Here is a 708-nt window from a genome sequence, read left to right on the forward strand (position 1 = left end):
TTGAAAAGATTTTAGAGAAAAGTAACCTAGTTAGTTCACGTAAAGCTTCTATCCCAGAAGGTGTGTGGACGAAATGTACCTCTTGTGAGCAGGTTCTTTACCATGCTGAACTTGAGCGTAACCTAGAAGTTTGTCCTAAGTGTAACCATCACATGCGTATGAAAGCGCGTCGTCGTTTGGAAACATTCTTGGACGAAGGTAACCGTGTTGAGCTAGGCACTGAGCTTGAGCCTCAAGACAAACTGAAGTTTAAAGATTCTAAGCGATACAAAGAGCGTATCTCCGCAGCACAAAAGAGCAGTGGCGAGAAAGACGCGCTGATCGTTATGCAAGGTGAGCTATTAGGCATGCCTCTAGTAGCGTGTGCGTTTGAATTCTCTTTCATGGGCGGTTCAATGGGCTCTGTGGTTGGTGCTCGCTTTGTTAAAGCAGTAGAAGCAGCAATCGAGAACAACTGCGCGCTTGTATGTTTCTCTGCAAGTGGCGGCGCTCGCATGCAAGAGGCGCTGATGTCTCTAATGCAAATGGCGAAAACCAGTGCGGCACTTGAGCGTCTGTCAGAAAAAGGCCTGCCATTTATTTCGGTTCTTACTGACCCAACCATGGGCGGTGTATCGGCAAGTTTGGCGATGCTGGGCGACATCAACATTGGTGAGCCTAAAGCGTTGATCGGCTTTGCTGGTCGTCGTGTAATCGAGCAAACGGTAC

The 708-nt window shown here is 48.0% G+C and carries 1 protein-coding gene; it reads left to right on the plus strand.

The features are described 5' to 3' along the window. On the plus strand, positions 1-708 hold a 708-nt coding region (gene accD, locus R7R78_RS26300; protein ID WP_225474633.1), incomplete at both ends, for an acetyl-CoA carboxylase, carboxyltransferase subunit beta.

Source organism: Vibrio sp. 2134-1, from assembly GCF_033339495.1.